The organism is Candidatus Nitrosacidococcus tergens, from assembly GCF_902810445.1.
In the GTDB taxonomy this organism is placed as follows: domain Bacteria; phylum Pseudomonadota; class Gammaproteobacteria; order Nitrosococcales; family Nitrosococcaceae; genus Nitrosacidococcus; species Nitrosacidococcus tergens.
Map to the genome: position 1 here is coordinate 288670 of NZ_LR778175.1, position 18687 is coordinate 307356.

Sequence of the window (18687 nt, forward strand, 5' to 3'; positions counted from 1 at the left end):
ATATATTTTTATTATTTCATCAAATCCCATGAATCATCCAACGCCCTTAATTAGTATTGACGAATTTGCTCAAATTCAAAATAAAGATCAACTTTTGATTGTAGATTGTAGATTTAATCCTGCTGCTCCAGAGGAGAGCTACCAAAGTTATCTTTCTACCCATATTCCTGGAGCAGTCTATGCGCATTTAAATAATCACCTTTCCGATCTTTCTAGACAAGGAAAAGATCTATTAGGGAAACAACCCTTACCAAGTGCTGAACAATGGGCAGCAACTCTAAGTAGCTGGGGTTGGAGTCCAGAGCTTACCGTCATTGCCTATGATGATTCCGGTGCTATGCTGGCTGCTGCTCGGCTATGGTGGATAATGCACTGGATGAATGTACCAGTACAAATTTTAGATGGAGGATTTTCTGCTTATCAAAGAGCTGGACACCCCGTTGAGTCAGGAGCGGTTGAGCGTACTCCTACTCAAGTTGCTCCGGTAGCATTTGATTCTAACAAAGCGATCTTTACTCAAGATCTCCGTCATGCAGTGGATAATCATCAAGTATGCATTGTTGATGCCCGACCCCAAGATCGGTACTTAGGGAAAAATAATGCAGATCCAGTTCCTGGCCATATTCCTGGTGCAACGCATCGCTTTGCAGCGGAGAATTTACAAGAGGATAAGCATTTCTGCACATCATCTGATTTACGAGAAGCGTTTATAAAGCTGATTGGAGATCGGGATCCAAGTACCGTAGTTCATTCTTGTGGATCAGGCGTGTTTGCTTGCCAAAACCTATTGGCTATGGAAATAGCAGGACTCCATGGATCTAAGCTATATGCACCTTCTTGGAGTGGTTGGACTAGCGATCCAGAAAATCCAGTCACCACAGGCTAGTTTAAGGTTCGGGTAATCGAATAAAGTGAGTACGGTAGTAAGCAAGCTCTTGAATAGATTCATAGATATCAGCTAAAGCAAGATGGGCACTTCCTTTTTTAAATCCCTTAGGGATTTCTGGTGCCCAACGCTTTGCAAGTTCCTTAATTGTACTCACGTCTAAATTTCGATAATGAAAATAAGATTCTAGTTTTTGCATATAACGGGCTAAAAATCTTCGATCTTGGCAAATGCTATTGCCACACATGGGAGACCTATTAGGTAGGGTATATTCATTAAGAAACGATATGGTTTGCTCCTCTGCCATTTGCTCATTAATCGTGCTATAACGTACCCGATCGGTTAATCCAGATTTTCCATGCTGCTTAGTATTCCACTCATCCATTCCGTTTAAAATACTATCTTCTTGATGGACAGCAAATACTGGACCCTCCGCAAGTACATTAAGATATTTATCGGTAATCACAGTAGCAATCTCTAAAATCACATCTTGTGTGGTATCTAGACCACTCATTTCTAAATCTATCCAGATTAAATTACTTGGATCTTGAGCCATGAATCAATTACCCGTAGTAGTATAATAATTGTGTTACATTTTAACAGAAGCCATTTTTTAAATAGACTTAGCTAAAGAATTACTACCATGACTATCTATAGCTCATTATTTGTTGTCATCATTTGTATTATGTTAGGAGTAGAGTTATGGCTTGCCCGCCGTCAGTTCTATCATGTAGTAAGCTATCGAGAACAAGTACCCCAGCCTTTTGAAGAGCATATTTCCCTTACAGAACATCAAAAAGCAGCCGATTATACAGTAGCCAAACTTAAACTAGGGATGATTAATGGGGTTTTAGATGTTTTTATTGTACTGATTTGGACTTTAGGTGGTGGTTTAGAATGGCTGGATCGTTTTTGGCAAGCACGTGGATGGGGAGAAATTTCTACAGGTGTTGCAGTGCTAATTAGCTTTGGCTTAATAGGTACTTTAATTGATTTGCCCATCAGTATTTATCGCACCTTTGTTCTTGAGCAAAAGTTTGGTTTCAACCGAATGACTGCAGCAATATTTCTTCAAGATCTTATCAAGCAAAGCGTATTAATGCTTGCCATTGGTGTACCAGTAGCATTTGGTGCACTCTGGCTTATGGGGCATATGGGCGTGCATTGGTGGCTTTATCTTTGGTTAGCTTGGCTTAGTTTTTCTTTACTCATGATGTGGGCATATCCCGCATTTATTGCCCCATTTTTCAACAAATTTACTCCTTTGGAAGATAAAGAGCTTAGAAGTAGGGTAGAGAATTTACTTACTCGCTGCGGCTTTAAGAGCCAAGGGATTTTTATTATGGATGGCTCTCGTAGATCGGGGCATGGTAATGCTTATTTTACTGGGTTGGGCAATAATAAACGGATTGTATTTTTCGATACTCTCCTAGAGTCTCTAAGCCCTGAGCAAATAGAAGCCGTACTTGCTCATGAGTTAGGGCATTTTAAGTGTCGTCATATTATGAAGAATATAGTGGTGATGTCCTTACTTAGCTTGGGAGGATTGGCCCTATTAGGCTGGTTAAGTGATCAATCAACTTTTTATCAAAGTTTGGGAGTAAGTCACTCATCTACCTACATGGCACTGGTTTTATTTATGATTATTGTGCCTATTTTAAGCTTTTTTCTACATCCCATATTGACTTATATGTCTCGTCGCTATGAATTTGAAGCGGATGCTTTTGCAGCGAAGACTGCAAATAGCCAAGATTTGGCTCAAGCATTAGTAAAACTCTATAAGGAGAACGCCAATACTCTCACGCCTGATCCGATTCATTCAGCTATTTACGATTCTCATCCACCGGCACCTATTCGCCTTGCTCATCTGCAAGCATATGAAGTAAAAACCGCTTAATAGATTCCGTCAGAAATATGATAAAAAGAGCGATCTCTCTTAGGCTAGCAAGCTAGAAAATCGCTCTTTTTATTTTCTTAGTAATTTTTTTGTATTTCATTAATATATTTTCATTTATAATAATCGCTTTAAAATTGAGCTTCACGACGTAACAATTCACGCTTACGATCTATACCCCAACGATAGCTTGCAAGATCACCATTAAGCCGTATCACACGATGACAGGGAATCGCTATAGCGATATGATTTTTTGCACAGGCATTAGCAACGGCACGTACTGCTTTAGGCAAGCCGATATGCTTTGCAATCTCCGTATAACTTACAGTAGTACCCAAAGGAATCTTACGTAGAGCGCTCCAGACACGCTCCTGAAAGGCAGTACCTTGAATATCTAATGGTAGATGCAATCCAATTGAAGGTGCTTCAATAAACCCTACAACCTTAGCTACTAATTGCTCAAATTGGTTGTCACAACCTATAATTTCAGCCTTAGGAAATTGATCTTGTAAATCGCATACAAGTGTATCTGGGTTATCGCCCAACAGAATAGTGCAAATACCACGTTGGCTCTGGGCTACTAAGATAGCTCCTAATGAACATTGCCCTACTGCAAAACGAATAATTACACCATTACCTCCGGCACGATAGTCTCTTGGACGCATTCCTAGTAATTGATCCGAGGATTCGTAGAATCGGCTATTAGAATTAAAACCTGCATTATAAATAGCATCAGTAATGGATGAGTTTGAGCTACTGAGCTCTTTGCGTAGTTTACAGGCTCGATATGCTGAGCTGTATGCTTTAGGAGTTAAACCAGTTTCGGCTTTGAATAAACGATGAAAATAATATGGGCTTAAGCCTATCTTAGCCGCTAAACTATCGAGCTGAGGTAATGTCTCTGATGTTTCGATGATACGGCAAGCACGAGTCACTAATGCAGCATGTTCGATAGCTGTTTCAGTCTGATCGCTACTAATATGGCGACTACAACGATAGCCTGCTGCTTCAGCAAGCTCTGGAGTATCAAAAAATTCTATATTTTCACGCTTAGGTAGCCGTACTGCCGAGCTTGGCTGACAATATATACCTGTAGTGCGCACAGCGTAGACAAAATAACCATCAGCAGCAGTATCTCGCGTTTGTACAGCTAACCAGCGTTCATCTTCAGTTTCATAAGCAACCATCAAATTCACATCATCAGTCCTGTTATTATTAATAACAGAATTAAAATAATAAGAAATTTAGTTCTAAACACTCTGTTTCTTGCAATTAAATTTCTGAAGCTATCGTTTTATTTCAGAAATAGAAACCGTTATCTATATTCCTAATACTAGGGCTTCACTACATTAAATTAAGTATGCATAAGTAAGAGGGGAATTTTTGATTAAGCGGTAGAAAATAAGCAGAATGCCAACACTAAGTGATTGGCATTCTTTTAAGACTCTAAGTAATTTAAAAAATTTTTTGTGTTGGAGTAATCAGACCCAGCTGAGTTAATACAGTCAGGCTATCATCATAGCCAATTTCTTCTGAAATCTGGCCATCAATTAGCTTTAGCACTGAAACACCGTTAAAGTGCATTTTGCGACCAGTGGCAGCAGGCAGCCTACCAACGCTAAAATCGACAAATGCGGTTCCGGTATGAGTACCACCCCCTTCCCATTGACCTATCACATAATCTCCTTCTGCAATGAGATCAGCTGTACGCCAAAAGTTAAGATCAGGGAATGCAGCACGAAACTCAGTTATAAAGACTTTTATAGGTTCACGACCACGACGGGGAAAATGTACTGAATACTTACTTAGCATATCAGGTGCAGCAATTTCATCAACAATTGCAATATTGAAGTTTGTCCCCCAAAATTCGGTAAACCAGCGATCAACAATAGCTTTATTTTGCTCTTCTTTACTCATTTTAAAAATCCTCATGAACACTAATATTTTTATTTAGATCATTAAAATTAATTAACCATCTAGGTAAAAATATATATGTTCAGTTACTGTTTAAAACTCCGATTCTTGCCGTTTATATCAGCTTAAAAATTTAGAATAAACACTAAAAGAACACTTTGTTGTTACAAAAAGATTCTATCTTTGAAAGAAGATTATGGATTTATTGTAAAGCTTTATGTGAATTTAAATATGGTAGCCAATAATTGGCGGTGGATATAAAGTAATTTGAGCACTAGATTATCTTAGGATAGAAAACACTCCTAGCTCTTTGAGTAATGGGCTAGGAGTAGTGGTTCTAGTTATTTAAGAATAACCTAGGCCATCTAAATATTTATCAGCATCTAAAGCAGCCATACATCCAGATCCTGCAGAAGTGACTGCTTGTTGATACACTGAATCCATCACATCGCCTGCTGCAAATACTCCAGGAACACTCGTTTGAGTTGCAAACCCTCGGTTTCCTCCTTGTACTTGAAGGTAACCATGCTCCATATCAAGCTGTCCTTGGAAAATACCTGTATTAGGCTTATGACCAATGGCAATAAAAACACCGTGAACAGGTATTTCAGTTAGTTTCTGATTTAACCTATCCTCAATGCATACCCCTGTGACTCCACCATCATCGCCTAGTATCTCCTTTAAAGTATGATTCCAATGAATGGTTACATTACCTTTTTCTGCTTTCTGTAACAATCGATTTGCTAAAATTTTTTCAGATCTAAAAGAATTTCGGCGATGGATGACATAAACATGACTAGCGATATTAGCAAGATAAAGGGCTTCTTCAACTGCTGTATTACCACCACCGACTACAGCAACTGGCTTATTACGATAGAAAAATCCATCACAAGTGGCACAAGCAGAAACACCCCGCCCCATATAGGCTTGTTCTGAGGGTAGACCAAGATATTTAGCAGAAGCACCTGTAGTAATAATGACTGCATCTGCAGTATAAAGCCCAGAATCTCCTGTTAATGCAAAAGGTTTTTTAGAGAAGTCAGTTTTAACTATTTGATCATGCACTATTTGAGTGCCAAAACGCTCTGCATGCTTACGCATTCGCTCCATCAAATCCGGTCCTTGAACCCCTTGCTCATCCCCTGGCCAATTATCAACGTCAGTGGTAGTTGTCAGTTGCCCTCCCTGCTCTAAACCAGTAACTAGTACCGGGTTAAGTGCTGCACGAGCTGCGTAAACGGCAGCAGTATAGCCGGCTGGACCAGATCCTAAAATAAGTAAGCGACAATGCTTTATTTTTTCAGACATGAATAACTCCATTTAAGGTTTTTTATTTTTCCATAGCTATAATGATGCTAATAGTCAGATTCCAATTATGTTTAGAATACGGTACTAAGAGTATACATAGTAGGAAAAGATTAAATTCAAGTTATTGTGTAACAAACTGAGATTGCTATAATAAACAACTAGGTTCAGATTATTTTAAATTTTTATTATTTAACTGATGAACCCCATAGCTATTTATGGTCTCTAAATGTGAGATTTTATAATTCCTATCTTATCTGGCTATATATAGCCCATATTCTAAAACAAGGTGAAATTCTTGACTAGTTTTCTTGAATTTACTTTATTTTAATTTAAATTTTTTCTTTATTTAGGTTTCTATATTAAGTGTAAAAAGTAAATTTATTAAAGTTTGAATAGCTAGAAACAATAGTATTGCTTTGTATAAAAATAGGTTGTTTTTGTTATGGCTCAAGCCTCTACCATCACCAAGCGTTCTAGAAACCGTATACCTATCAGTTTACATATTAACCATCGGGTTAAAGAAGGGATATTTATTGCATCTCTTGCCATAGCCGCTTACCTCTTTATTTGCTTACTTACCTATACACCCAGCGATCCTAGCTGGTCTCACACGGGAAGTGCTGAGCAAAGCACTCATAATAGTGGAGGAAAGGTGGGAGCATGGCTAGCAGATCTGCTTTATTATTTAACGGGGCATCCGGCCTATTTATTACCCATGGCAATGACATATATTGGGCTTTTAGCACTAAGCAAGCGTAAAACCTGTCAAAAGAAATACTTAGTTTACTCTTGGTTATTTAAAGCTATAGGATTTATTCTAACTCTAGGGGCTGCATCTGGTTTAGCCGCTCAGTATTTTTCAAATATTCCTGCAGGCTCCTTGCCTAATGTAGAAGGAGGGCTATTAGGTGTTATGCTTCAACATAGTCTAGAGTCTATAGTTGGTTTTTTAGGCACGACGATAATTTTATTAGGATTCTTTTTTACTGGAATTAGCTGGTTTATTCCGTTTTCTTGGCTTCAAATTATGGATAAAACTGGCAGCTTTATTCTTAAAGCTATAGAAAATAAGCATAAATTCTTTCCAGAAAAAATAGAGAGTGTGAAAAAAGTAACTCATAGAACTCAGCTATTTAAAATACCTAGTTTTGAATCTCCTGAGAAAGTACTTAGTAATAAAGACCGCATTGAGCCCACCCTAGATGGAGAAAGACAAGCAGCTACAAACACCGGCTTAGATCAAGAATTAAATATAACGACTAAAAGTGAAGATCAATCCTTAGCTGCTAATACTGATATTTCTTCTGACACAAAAGAAAATTCACAAAGAGAGACAGCTACACTGATATCAGATTCTCCAATAGCTTCTGAGGATCCTCATGTAAAAATAGATAGCCCTTCACCACCTAAGCAAGTAGCAAATCCTTCTATCACTGAAGGAATAGAGGGTCAAAAGACTATAGATTTTATGAATCAAAGTTCTAGAGCACGCATAAATGTGCAGAATCAATCTGAATTGGAAACGTATGAGCATAAAAACGTAACAAACTCCGTAAATATAGGTACGGAGAGAGTATCCTACATTAATAGGCAGACTAGCACCCAGTTTAAATTTAATCCAAATTTAGGTATCAAAAGCGATATCATACAAAAACCAGTACCTAATGATCGCCCTGCTAAAGAGGTATCCCCTCAAAATCGGAATACTATTCCTACCCATACAAATGCGATCCAGCATCACTCAATAGAATCGGTGCAACCACAAACTTTACGGCAAAATCAAAAAATTACAGTAGCAGACTTAAAGGTAAGTAATAGTAATTCTGTTAACGAAATATCACCCCATTCTCAAGAGATTATCCCGCCCAACGCTGATATATCTAAAAATCAACCAATTGAATCAATTCAACCACAACAAATTCAAAGACCAATCTCAACTGGACTAGGAGTAAATAATGGTAATCCTTTTAGAGGAGAACCCCTTCAAAATCGGAAAATTGCCCCCACTGATTCTAATGGAGATATAGCTAAAAACCAGCCTATAGAGCCAATTCAATCTCCGCAACAAAATCAAAGATCCACAGTAATAGAATTAAAGGTAAATAGTAGTAATTCTTTTAACGAAACAGTACCTCATACTCAGGAAAATCCATTAGGTTCACACCTAAAAGAAACAGTAGTAGAGGTAGTAAATTTTCACTCTAAACCTAAGAGGCAGGATAAAAATTCTGAGGTATCTTTTTCTTTATCCAGCTCAAACAATAGGCTACCTCCTTTATCTTTATTAGATAAACCCTCTGCCTCACAGGGAGGATATTCCGAGGAAGAACTTGAAGTACTTTCTCGTCAAGTAGAGGAAAATTTAAGTGATTTTGGGGTTGAGGTACAAGTGGTTGATGCACATCCAGGGCCTGTAATTACTAGTTTTGAATTACAACCTGCTCCGGGGGTAAAAGTCAGTAGAATTTCAGGGCTGGCTAAGGATTTAGCTCGTGCCCTTTCAGTACTTAGCGTTCGTGTAGTAGAGGTTGTACCCGGGAAACCAGTAGTAGGCTTAGAAATTCCTAATGAAAATCGGGAAATTGTACATCTCTCTGAAGTGTTATCTTGTATTGATTCTAGTAGTCAGGAGAGTTCTTTAACTCTTGCCTTAGGAAAAGATATTACTGGAAACCCAGTCACCGTAGATCTTGCTAAAATGCCCCATTTATTGGTGGCAGGAACTACAGGATCTGGAAAATCAGTAGCAATTAATACTATGATTTTAAGTCTGATCTATAGAATGACACCTGATGTGGTACGGCTTATTCTCATTGATCCTAAAATGCTAGAGCTTTCAGTCTATGAAGGTATTCCTCATCTACTTGCACCCGTCGTGATTGATATGAGTGAGGCAGGAAATGCATTGCGTTGGTGTGTTGCTGAAATGGAACGACGTTACCGCCTTATGGCAGCATTAGGTGTGCGTAATTTAGCGGGTTTTAACCATAAAGTAAAAAGTGCCATGCAAGCCAATCAGCCTTTAATTAATCCATTACATTCATCGCACTCAAACGGCAATAGTGAAGCTTCATTGCTTGAACCATTACCAATGATTGTCGTAGTTATTGATGAACTTGCGGATATGATGACGGTTGTAGGTAAAAAAGTAGAGGAGTTTATTACACGATTAGCTCAAAAAGCACGAGCTGCTGGAATTCACTTAATTTTAGCAACTCAAAGACCCTCTGTAGATGTGATAACTGGCCTAATTAAAGCAAATATTCCTACCCGCATTGCATTTCAAGTCTCATCTAGGATTGACTCTAGAACGATTCTAGATCAAACAGGAGCTGAACAGCTTTTAGGTCAAGGAGATATGCTTTATCTCCCTCCAGGTACAGCTACACCAGAACGAATACATGGTGCATTTGTTGATGATCATGAAATACATAAAGTAGTTGAATTTCTAAAACAGCAGGGTGTACCTAAGTATATAGAAGAAATTACCCAAGGAGTCCCAGAATTTAGAGAAGGCAATTCTGGAGCAAATGGTAGTGATTCTGAAGATGATCCCCTCTATGATGAAGCAGTGCGAGTAGTGACTGAAACCCAGAGAGCTTCAGTTTCTGGGGTACAAAGAAGGTTAAGGATTGGGTATAATCGAGCGGCTCGATTAGTTGAAACAATGGAGCAAACTGGAATTGTAGGTCCAATGCAAGCAAATGGTAATCGAGAGGTGCTTGCTCCTCCTCCACCGGAATAATTTTCATTCAAATGTATATTAAAAAATTACAGCTGCCTAGGCAAAACCTAGTGATTGTTTTGCTTATTGGCATAACTATGCTGCCTATTAGGGCGATAGCTGCAGATCCAAAAAGAAACTTAGAATCTTTTTTAACAAAAACCCAGACACTTGTTGCAGACTTTAATCAAACTGTATTAAGTGAGGAAGAAGAGATTATAGAGAAAAGTCAAGGGGTTTTTTCTCTCCAACGCCCCGGAAAATTCCGCTGGGATTATAAAAAACCTTCTACTCAACTCATTGTTGCAGATGGAAGTAAAATTTGGTTTTACGATAGAGAGTTAGAACAAGTCACCGTAAAAAGTTTAAATCAAGCTTTAGGAGATGCACCTGCACTTTTACTGGCAGGACAGGATTTACCCGAAGACGAATATCAAGTTAATGCACTTTCTTCTGAAGATAATTTAGCTTGGATAGAGGTCATTCCCCAAGATCAAGAGGGAGCTTTTAAGCGGTTATTACTAGGATTTCAAAGAAAAAACCTACGAGAAATGAAGCTCTATGATAACTTAAATCAAGTGACTCAGCTTTCTTTTTACAATATAAAAATAGGTCTCTCTTTTGAGGATAGTACGTTTACTTTTACTCCTCCAGAGGGGGCAGATGTTATTTATGATGAATAAAAACTTAAACTAGCGAAATAAATTGAACTTTGATTATATTACCTCTTTATCATCGCACAAGCTTAGATAGTGATGAAAAGAATTTTATTAATTTTAATTAACGTCTATCGGTACGCAGTGAGCCCTTTTATTGGTAATCATTGCCGTTACTATCCTTCTTGCTCTGAGTATACTCAAGAGGCAATTCAACGCTATGGCGGGTTTTATGGAAGTTGGTTAGGGTTAAAACGTATTTTACGCTGCCATCCCTTCCATCCAGGCGGTCTTGATCCGGTACCTGATATAAAAAAATATCCATTCTCTTCTCATGAGTAAAAATAGTGTTTTCTCACTTACTTAGAATATTTTTAATTTGGGGGCTATCACTCCAACTAGGGTGGGCAGTTGAGTTAAAAGGATCTCTAACCCAAGGGGGACTGGTAATAGGACACACAGAGCCTAAAGCACAAGTATTTCTTGATAATCAACCCATACAAATATCAGAAAGTGGGCTATTTCTACTTGGATTTGGTCGTGACGCAAAGCCAAACTCAGTACTCGAAATAATTTTATCTAATGGAACAAAAGAAACTAAAAAACTTAATATTATCCAGCGAGAATATAAGATTCAACGGATCAATGGAGTTTCCGAAAGCAAAGTAACCCCCAATAATAATCACCTTGCTCGGATTCAAGAAGAGGCAGCACTTGTAAAAAAGGCAAGAACAACCAATGACCATCGTACTGATTTTTTAACTGGATTTATTTGGCCTGCTGAGGGGCCTATTACCGGTGTTTACGGTAGTCAAAGAATTTTAAACAGTAAACCTAAAATACCCCACTATGGAGTGGATATTGCTGCTCCTGCAGGTACTATAGTAAAGGCACCTGCTGCTGGGATAGTTACCCTAGCCCATCCAAATATGTTTTTATCCGGGGGGACACTTATTCTTGATCATGGCTATGGATTATCTTCTGCATTTTTGCATTTACAGCAGACCTTAGTGAGAAAAGGAGAGCGAGTAGAGCAGGGTACACCTATTGCTAAAATAGGTGCGACAGGAAGAGTTACAGGAGCTCATTTAGATTGGCGTATTAACTTATTTCAAACTCGCCTTGACCCTCAGCTTTTAGTTCCGCCTATGGGAAGAATTAATAAAGAATAAAATTATCTCCATAAAAACAAAATGGTAAATACAAATCGATCTAAGCCAAAAATAATAACTACTAAAACCATTGCTAAAACAAGATTTTTTCATGTAGAACATGTCAATTTACATTTTTCTAATGGTGTAAATACCCACTATGAGCGACTTAAAAGTGATACTCGTGGGGCAGTTTTAATCGTGCCTATGCTGGATCAAGAGACTGTGTTACTTGTTCGAGAGTATGCAGTGGGTACTGAACGCTATGAACTTGCCTTACCTAAAGGGCATGTTGAAGCAGAAGAAGACTTGCTCGCTGCCGCAAACCGAGAAATTATGGAAGAAGTAAGCTATGGTGCACATCGGCTTACTTATTTAACCTCTTTTACTTTAGCCCCTAGTTATATGAGCCACCATATTCATGTAGTTTTGGCAGAAGATCTATATGAAGAACACCGTGATGGAGATGAACCTGAAGAAATTGAAGTAGTTCCTTGGAAATTATCAAAATTAACTGATTTGATTGCAAGACAAGATTGTACTGAAGCACGTAGTATTGCAGCTTTGTTTATGATCAAAGAAAGATTCAATAGATAATAAATTATTATGTTTTTAAATATATCTACCCAGTTTATAGATTCAATTATTGATATTAGCGAATTAGCCGGCGAAAAAATCCTTACTATTTATCGTAAAGGATTTACGGTAGCTCATAAAAAAGATTATTCTCCGCTTACAGAGGCGGATCTTATGGCTCATAAAACAATTGTTCAAAGATTAAAGTCTCTATTCCCAGATATACCTATCTTATCTGAAGAATCTAAAAAAATACCTTTTTCAGAACGTTCCACTTGGCAAAAATATTGGCTAGTTGATCCCTTAGATGGTACTAAAGAATTTATTAAAGGTAACGGGGAGTTTACCGTCAATATTGCTTTAATAGAAAATAATCAGCCCATTTTGGGAGTAGTATATGCACCTGCATTAGATCAATTATATTATGCAGCAAAAGGGTATGGTGCTTATCGGAGAAAAAAAGGAAAGATAACTGGATTGAAAACCAAATCTAGGACTGAGGGAGTACCTGTACAAGTAGTGGGAAGTCGATCCCATGGCGATAGCTATTTAAAAGCTTTCTTGCTAGATATAGGGGAATATCACCTAATCGCCATGGGTAGTTCTTTAAAATTTTGCTTAGTTGCTGAAGGTAAAGCCGATATTTATCCACGATTTGGATTAACTTCTGAGTGGGATACCGGAGCTGCTCAATGTATTGTAGAAGAATCAGGAGGGTCAGTCATTGATCTAAAAGGAGAGGTGCTACGTTATAACACAAAAGATTCTTTGCTTAATCCTTATTTTTTAACCGTTGCAACAGATAGCAATTATTGGCAGCAATTTATCTCAGATGATATAAAAAATAATAACAATATATAAATTTTTAAAAATCGACCTGTGCTCGAACCTCTATAATACTGGGGTTAAGCCCATTAAACTTAGCAATCATTGGGTTAGTTTCAGGGGCAACTTCATTCACCACATAACCATAATCCGCCATAAGTCGGATGTGAGGGTTTAAATACCAGTTCAGTCCAATTGCTGCCATTTGAGTATTGCCACCACTCACATGAGGGGTATTCATATTTAATTGATCCCAGCGTATTGCCACTTCCCATGCTCCCCAGCCACCATAGCCAACGTCTCTTTTAGGCTCTACACGAGTAAACGCACCAATTTTATGATCATAAACCCGAGACTCTCCAGTAAAGAAATAACTAAAGGTGCCATAATAACCATCTAATACGTCAGCATTAGAATAACCTACGCCAGTTAAACGAGCCTGCATATATTCTCCTTGAAAAGAAAACGGTCCTGAAACTAGAGATAATTCAGCCCCAAGCCGTGTTACATTCTCTAAGATTCTATTACCAGCTGTTAATGGACCGGTATTTGTCCATGGAGTGCGATCTACATTAGCAAAAGGCTGTGAAGAATAGGTAAGAGGGGGATTTTCTAGTGCGCCTGTTGTAGGGTTTAACTTATTTCTAATCCAAGTAGAGCTACCTGATATTCCTAGATGAACTAATTGAGCTGGATTGTGATAAATAGGAAGACCCGTAATACGTCCACCAAGTTGGTAGCGAGTATCTTCAAAGATTCCAACCCCAAGCCCCGTATTTTGAGTTTGGAGTGCTGCTCGAGTAGTCCATCGAGTATTATAAGCCTCTACACTAATACCTAATTTATAAGGATTAGGATTTTCAATAAACGCATTAGCAAATAAGGGCCGTTCGATAAACTCTAGGTAACGATCACTGGTAGAGCTAATCAAAGTAAGAGGTTCTTTAATTTGTCCAATTTTAAAAGTGACTGGATTTAGGTGCGTATAGCTTACCCAAGACTCAGTAATATTTGCAATGGCAAGCTGATTGACTGTGCGGACAAAGTCATATTCAAATTTGTAGCCAAAATCCCTGTATAAAACTCCATCTAAACGAATACGGGTTCGACGAGAAGCAGCACCATTTTTAATGGCAGGATCAGAAGCATCCCCAGTGTTAAAATTAATTTGCCCATCCCCCTGTTCAAACCCACCAATAGTGAGTCGCCAATAACCATCGTTGGTTTTTATCTCCCAACCCGTTTTACTTAACCCCGTACTTAGAGTGTTTGTATTGCTGGTTTTTTCTTGCTTATCTTTTATTTTTTCCTTTCTAGTAGAAGAATTAAAATCTAAAACTTTATTGTTTTTATTTTCTTCTCCGTGCGCAATAGATAATATTGTACTGCTAAAAATTATTTTATAAATCAAAATATTACTAACTTTTGACGAGTATCTATTATTCATAAATAGTTCCTAAGTTAATTTTCAGAAATGCTACCTAGTTAATTAGATAAAGTAAAGAAAAGAGATAAATAATAGGGTAGAAATAAATAGTCTATTATTCTGCTGAGTAGATGTTTTAAAAATTCAGCTGTGCACGCATCATAAATATATCTACATGATCTTGCACACTAGATAATATTTGATCATTATTATCTGCAATAGCATAGATATAATTCGCTCTAAGCAGTGCATTATGGGTTATCCACCAATTCATACCAAGTGTTAGATTATGCTCTTCCCCTCCATATATACCTTTATTATTCAGATCAATCGTGCTATAACGAACAGCAATCTCCCAAGCGCCCCAACCACCTTGATTTATAGGGTGATTAGGATTAGTTTGCCCATAGACTCCTTTACGAGGAATATAATTACGACTTTCCCCTGTCAGAAAATAGCCTGCCTGAGTATACCAGCCATCAAAGTTTACTTGTGAATTGTTTTTACGTTCAATTTGAGTATCCGTATATTCACTTTGAGCATGAAATACTCCTAATACGGTTGAAATCTCTCCATTCAATATTAAAGTATTTTTCGTCTCTGCAATATTAGTCCCAATTAGCTGATCTGTTAAGTGAGATTCTGGGCTTACTATAAAAGAGAGGTTAGGTGAGTGCTCGAAGTCACGATAATAGATAGAACCGCCTATATGAATTACCTGATTAGGTTTTGCAATAGGAGCAAAGGTAATTCTTCCTGATGCACCCCAGTTATCAGTAGACTGCCCAATATTAGAAAAACCAGCACCATAAAAACCCGTTTGTGCAGCCCAATGTATCCACCGATCCCCAAAAGTTTCTATCACTACACCTAAGCGGCGACGACCAATCACTGAATTATTAATAAAACTATTTGTTAATGAACGCTCTTGAAATGTAGTCCAATTGTTACCAACAATTGATTCAAGGCTGAAGGGTACTTTTTGATAGCCTAAAACAAAATTTACAGACTTAAATCCTGTAAATTTAAAAAAACCATTTGTTAGCACTGGGTTTTTGATTCCTAAATTATCATCAAAACCATTACCACCAAAATCGTTTTCAAACCGATAATGCCAATCTTTGTATAGACTACCTGTAATATTAATTCGTGCTCTGCGTAAATCTAAACGTAAATCATTAATATGATTTAGTAATCCGTTAATATTATTAATATGAGTTGAAACGAAATCTGCTTGAATTTGACCACCTAAATTTAGGGTAAAATTACCATCCGTTGATTTCACTCTAAAACCATTCTGGTCTACTGCTGTTTTAATATTATTATTGGTTTTCAGGTTTTTTTGAGTTTCATTTAAAAATGAGTTGAGTATTTGAGTACTTTTCGTCTCGGCTCTACTTAGAGTAGTAGAGCAAAATTGAAAGATTATTCCTAAAATAAGCGTATATAAATAATTATTTTTTATTTGAGGATGCAAAAAACCTTCTCTTTACACTCTAAGCTCTGTATTAGTGATTTTGTTTGTTAAATGTTTTTCAACTAAGCATATTTCAAAATGCTTAACAGTATATGAATGGTATAAAGAGCTCTGCCCACCAATGGATGGTAGACATTACTAATACCTGCTTTATTACGTTATGTGTTTCTTAGGTAAGACTGACTAAACTATTTTTTTACAGGAATAGACAAACGGAATATAAGGGAATAGCCTTTCAAAGGCTATTGAGTGATTTTCATGGGGTAGAAGACTGAAGACTCAAGTAGCTAATAGAAGAAAGATAATAATTTAAAAATTTAGCTGTGCACGCATCATAAATATATCTGCATTAAATTTTTTATGGGATCGTGCTAATGAATTGTGGCTATTTGCCATAGCATGCACATAGTTTGCTCTAAACAAAGTATTATGGGTTGCCCACCAGTTTATTCCAAACGTAAAATTATTTTCTTCCCCGCCATATATTCCTTGGCTATTTAAATTAATCGTACTATAGCGAGCTGCGACCTCCCAAGCACCCCAACCGCCTTGATCCATAGGGTGATTAGGATTAGTTTGCCCATAGGCTCCTTTACGAGGAATATAATTACGACTTTCCCCTGTCAGAAAATAGCCTGCCTGAGTATACCAACCATTAAAGTGTGGCTGAGATAAACTACTTTTACGCTCAATTTGGGTATAGAGATATTCACTTTGGGCATGAAAAGCACCCCATACAGTAGAGAGTTCACCTTGTAGTAATAAAGTATTTTGTGCCCCTGGTATTAAATTTGTTCCAATAAAGTTAGGAGATAAATGAGATTCTGGGCTTACTGAAAAATCAAGGCTGGGATCATTAGTAAAGTTACGATAATAGGTAGAACCACCTATATGAATTACTTGGCTAGGGTTAACGATCGGGGCAAAAGTAACCCTTCCTGAAGCGCCCCAATTTTCAGCAGATTCCATAATATTATTAAAACCAGCACCATAAAAACCCGTTTGAGCAGTCCAATGAGTCCACTGATCTCCAGAGGCTTCCATCACTAAGCCTAAGCGGCGGCGTCCAATGACTTCGTTATTTATAAGAGAATTTGCTAAGGATCGTTCTTGAAAGGTAGTCCAGTTACTCCCTACTATAGATTCCATACTTACTGGCACCCTTTGATAGCCAAAAGTAAAATTAACAGGGTTAAATCCGGTAAATTTGAAAAACCCATAAGTAAGCACTGGATTATTAATTCCAAAATTATCGGTAAAATCATTACCACCAAAATCAGATTCGAACCGATAATCCCAAACTTTATATAAAGTGCCTGTAATATTTAATCGTAATCGTCGTAGATCTCCTCGATCTGTGTCTAAATTCTGGACTCCGCTTAAAGAAATAAAATCTACTTGGATTCGGCCTCCTAAATCTAAGGTGAAATTGCCATCAGCTGATTTTGCTCTAAAACCACCATTATTTATTTCAGTCGTAATAGGGTTAAAGTTTTCCGCAGTTTCTTGGTTTTTTTGCTGAAATTCTTCTTTATCATTAGTCTTATTAGATTTTGGAGCATTGACTATTTCTTTTGAAGATATATCAAGTATTCCAGCATGAGTAAAAATAGCGGTAAATTGAGCTACTACCCCTAAAAGGATCATACAGGTAAAATGGTTTTTTATTTGAATATACAAAGTATTTCCCTTTCTTTTTAAGTGCAATTTTACTAAGTACATACTATTAATAAGTAAAATTTACTTTATATAAACATAGTTTAGAATAGCCAAAAAAACATAAATTTTCCTTACAAATATGAGACAAAGCTTATATCTAGCTATAGGATTAATTTTATATATAGTTCTTAATACAAACTTATTTGCTGAACAGATACAATTAGACCCTCAATTGAAAAGATATATAAAATCGAGTGGAATTACGGGTAACCTATCTACGATTGGATCAGATACTTTGGCAGGGTTAATGGCATTTTGGGCTGAAAGGTTTAAAAATTACTATCCTAGTGTGAATGTTCAGATACAAATCCCCGGATCTTCAGCAGCCCCTCCTGCACTTATTGAAAATACTGCTAATTTGGGACCTATGAGCCGTAAAATGAAAGGAGGAGAGATATCTGCGTTTAAAAAGAAATATGGCTACGATCCGCTTCCGATTCGAGTAGCTATAGATGCTATGGCAGTCTATGTTAATAAAGATAATCCTATTAGAGAGATGACCCTAGATCAGGTTGATGCCATATTTTCAGCAACACGCAAATGTGGTTACCCTAATAATATAGCTTATTGGGGGGAGGTTGGACTTACAAATAAATGGGTAACCCGAGGTATTCAACTTTTTGGAAAAAGCTCGGCCTCTGGTACTTATGGTTACTTTAAAGAAAAAGCACTCTGTGGAGGGGATTTTAAAGATACTATCAATGAACAACCGGGATCAGGATCAGTAGTTCAAGGAATTAGTGCTTCTCTTAATGGAATTGGCTATTCAGGTATCGGTTATAATTCTATAGGTGTGCATCCTGTTGCGTTAGCAGTTCATATAGGTGCTCCCTACATAGCAGCTACTTCAGAAAATGCGATTACAAATCAATATCCCTTAGCACGATTTCTCTATATTTATGTAAATAAGCCTCCTCACCAGAATCTACCCCCATTAGAGGAAGAGTTTCTTAAAATGATTTTATCAAAAACAGGGCAACAGCTTGTAATTAAAGGAGGATACACCCCTTTAAATAGTATTATTGTTAACCAAGAGCTTACTAAGCTAAATACAGAATAATAGAGATTGGTTTTTTAAAAAAACTTAAATAATTACTCGACTATATAGATTTTAATATTCACCCTTAAGTG

The 18687-nt window shown here is 37.3% G+C and carries 15 protein-coding genes and 2 pseudogenes; 10 read left to right on the forward strand and 7 right to left on the reverse strand.

The window, feature by feature from the left end; translation table 11 throughout:
- Positions 1–28: 28 nt before the first annotated feature.
- Complete coding sequence (locus tag NSCAC_RS01430; protein WP_197744663.1) at positions 29–886, forward strand: sulfurtransferase; 858 nt, start codon at positions 29–31, stop codon at positions 884–886.
- Position 887: 1 nt separating this feature from the next.
- Here NSCAC_RS01430 and orn read toward each other — a convergent pair whose 3' ends face one another.
- Positions 888–1442 (reverse strand): oligoribonuclease, encoded by a 555-nt coding sequence (orn, locus tag NSCAC_RS01435; protein ID WP_197744664.1) that lies wholly within the window; start codon positions 1440–1442, stop codon positions 888–890.
- A gap of 87 nt (positions 1443–1529) precedes the next feature.
- On the opposite strand from orn, the gene NSCAC_RS01440 reads away from it, so the two are divergent.
- The gene (locus NSCAC_RS01440; RefSeq protein ID WP_232085955.1) at positions 1530–2783 is read left to right on the forward strand and encodes a M48 family metallopeptidase; all 1254 of its coding nucleotides are present in this window, start codon (positions 1530–1532) and stop codon (positions 2781–2783) included.
- Between the two features lie 128 nt (positions 2784–2911).
- On the opposite strand, the gene ada is transcribed toward NSCAC_RS01440, so the two are convergent.
- The 3 genes from ada to trxB form a co-directional block, all read right to left on the reverse strand.
- Positions 2912–3967: a bifunctional DNA-binding transcriptional regulator/O6-methylguanine-DNA methyltransferase Ada gene (gene ada, locus NSCAC_RS01445; RefSeq protein WP_197745254.1), complete on the reverse strand. Its 1056-nt coding sequence runs from the start codon at positions 3965–3967 to the stop codon at positions 2912–2914.
- 268 nt (positions 3968–4235) lie between these two features.
- Positions 4236–4697, reverse strand: coding sequence for an ester cyclase (locus NSCAC_RS01450; protein WP_197744665.1), 462 nt, complete (start codon positions 4695–4697; stop codon positions 4236–4238).
- A 342-nt stretch (positions 4698–5039) separates the two neighbouring features.
- Positions 5040–6002, reverse strand: coding sequence for a thioredoxin-disulfide reductase (gene trxB / locus NSCAC_RS01455; protein WP_197744666.1), 963 nt, complete (start codon positions 6000–6002; stop codon positions 5040–5042).
- A gap of 442 nt (positions 6003–6444) precedes the next feature.
- Between trxB and NSCAC_RS08860 the strand changes: the two are divergent.
- From NSCAC_RS08860 to cysQ, 7 genes and pseudogenes are all read left to right on the forward strand, one after another.
- Positions 6445–7032 (forward strand): annotated as a pseudogene (locus NSCAC_RS08860) (DNA translocase FtsK 4TM domain-containing protein); the annotation flags it as partial.
- Positions 7033–8214: 1182 nt separating this feature from the next.
- Positions 8215–9747: pseudogene (locus NSCAC_RS08865) on the forward strand (DNA translocase FtsK); the annotation flags it as partial.
- Between the two features lie 11 nt (positions 9748–9758).
- Positions 9759–10409, forward strand: coding sequence for an outer membrane lipoprotein periplasmic chaperone LolA (gene lolA / locus NSCAC_RS01465; RefSeq protein WP_197744668.1), 651 nt, complete (start codon positions 9759–9761; stop codon positions 10407–10409).
- Positions 10410–10481: 72 nt separating this feature from the next.
- Positions 10482–10724, forward strand: a complete 243-nt coding sequence (gene yidD / locus NSCAC_RS01470; RefSeq protein WP_197744669.1) for a membrane protein insertion efficiency factor YidD — start codon at positions 10482–10484, stop codon at positions 10722–10724.
- A 5-nt stretch (positions 10725–10729) separates the two neighbouring features.
- A complete protein-coding gene (locus NSCAC_RS01475) occupies positions 10730–11554 on the forward strand; it encodes a M23 family metallopeptidase (RefSeq protein ID WP_232085956.1) in 825 nt (274 codons plus the stop codon).
- Between the two features lie 21 nt (positions 11555–11575).
- Positions 11576–12130 carry an ADP compounds hydrolase NudE gene (gene nudE, locus NSCAC_RS01480; protein ID WP_197744670.1) on the forward strand — a complete coding sequence of 185 codons (555 nt, stop codon included), beginning with the start codon at positions 11576–11578 and terminating at the stop codon, positions 12128–12130.
- A 9-nt stretch (positions 12131–12139) separates the two neighbouring features.
- On the forward strand, positions 12140–12970 hold the full coding sequence (gene cysQ / locus NSCAC_RS01485; protein ID WP_197744671.1) for a 3'(2'),5'-bisphosphate nucleotidase CysQ: 831 nt from the start codon (positions 12140–12142) through the stop codon (positions 12968–12970).
- Positions 12971–12974: 4 nt separating this feature from the next.
- Here the strand turns inward: cysQ and NSCAC_RS01490 are convergent, their stop codons facing one another.
- The 3 genes from NSCAC_RS01490 to NSCAC_RS01500 all read right to left on the reverse strand — a co-directional run bounded on the left by NSCAC_RS01490 (position 12975) and on the right by NSCAC_RS01500 (position 17484).
- Positions 12975–14381 carry an OprO/OprP family phosphate-selective porin gene (locus tag NSCAC_RS01490; RefSeq protein WP_197744672.1) on the reverse strand — a complete coding sequence of 469 codons (1407 nt, stop codon included), beginning with the start codon at positions 14379–14381 and terminating at the stop codon, positions 12975–12977.
- 115 nt (positions 14382–14496) lie between these two features.
- Entirely contained in the window at positions 14497–15645 is a 1149-nt protein-coding gene (locus NSCAC_RS01495; protein WP_197744673.1) for an OprO/OprP family phosphate-selective porin, read from the reverse strand.
- Between the two features lie 501 nt (positions 15646–16146).
- The gene (locus NSCAC_RS01500) at positions 16147–17484 is read right to left on the reverse strand and encodes an OprO/OprP family phosphate-selective porin (RefSeq protein WP_197744674.1); all 1338 of its coding nucleotides are present in this window, start codon (positions 17482–17484) and stop codon (positions 16147–16149) included.
- Between the two features lie 151 nt (positions 17485–17635).
- Here NSCAC_RS01500 and NSCAC_RS01505 point away from each other — a divergent pair, with 151 nt between their 5' ends.
- A complete protein-coding gene (locus NSCAC_RS01505; RefSeq protein WP_197744675.1) occupies positions 17636–18616 on the forward strand; it encodes a PstS family phosphate ABC transporter substrate-binding protein in 981 nt (326 codons plus the stop codon).
- The last annotated feature ends 71 nt before the right edge of the window (positions 18617–18687 follow it).